We start from the raw sequence: 860 nt of genomic DNA, 5'->3' as shown, positions 1-860 counted from the left end.
GGACGAGGTTTGGCTCAATCCGGAACGGGCTGAACCTGAATTAGTGAAGCTGGCTGCATGAAGTGACGCGACAACTTTGTTGACAACTACCGATGTTCAACCAGTATGGAAAGGTCACCGGCCATATATTTGACTACGATAACGGTGTGCAGGCGTTTGGCGGTACTGCCGCGCAAATTGCTGCTCCTTCAATATTCAAAGGTGCGGTTGCCGCTGGAGGCAGCCTCTACGAGACAGAGCAAAGCATTAAGCAGACTGTGAACTACGATTATCGTCATTGGTTCTCTGGCACCCAAACGTTGAGCGCTGATACAACCTTCTACGCTTACAAAAATTCCAACTACCTCGCAGCTGATTATCAATCTATGCAGCTATGGCTAACCCCTGAGCTTATGTCAGCGGATCAAGCTGTTCAGAAGCTTGCGTTGCCATATGCAAAAGGATATGACACCCTGCTTACGGTAACCCTGCCGGAAGGAACTAAAATTATGAACCCACGTCCCGTTTGGTCGTTATTTGGTAGACCAGGTGGAGGCATCGAGACAAGGGTTTATAGCCCAGTAACCAGCAATATGTACAATGCAGGACCGATCCCGGCGGGCATACATTAATTGTCAAGACTCGTGTGGTTATACACGCGCTTAACAAATAATTCGGGCTTTTTCTTCTGCCATGCTTTGAGCGCTTGAATTGGTGATACGTGATTCAAAGCACGCTGGGGAATGCTGTGGTTGTATATTTTTAGATATCCGCGCAGCGTCGACTCTAACGTAAGCGCTCCACGAACCCCAACCTATTCAGCCAGGCAGAATGCTGGTTAAATCCGGGGTATGCAAATCCTTCACATTCCACGGCAGCAG

At 48.7% G+C, this 860-nt stretch carries 1 protein-coding gene and 1 pseudogene; one reads left to right on the top strand and one right to left on the bottom strand.

Features of this window, described 5'->3' with window-relative positions:
• Positions 1 to 92: 92 nt before the first annotated feature.
• Positions 93 to 611, top strand: coding sequence for a hypothetical protein (locus H7U20_RS29430; protein WP_199762694.1), 519 nt, complete (start codon positions 93 to 95; stop codon positions 609 to 611).
• Here the strand turns inward: H7U20_RS29430 and H7U20_RS29425 are convergent.
• Positions 608 to 778, bottom strand: a pseudogene (locus tag H7U20_RS29425) (IS481 family transposase); the annotation flags it as partial. The gene H7U20_RS29430 and the pseudogene H7U20_RS29425 overlap by 4 nt on opposite strands.
• Positions 779 to 860: the final 82 nt, after the last annotated feature.

Origin of the sequence: Rugamonas violacea (assembly GCF_016461825.1) — a bacterium.
Classification (GTDB): domain Bacteria; phylum Pseudomonadota; class Gammaproteobacteria; order Burkholderiales; family Burkholderiaceae_D; genus Rugamonas.
Note: the sequence above shows the minus strand (reverse complement) of the source record. Positions and strands in the feature narration are given on the sequence as shown.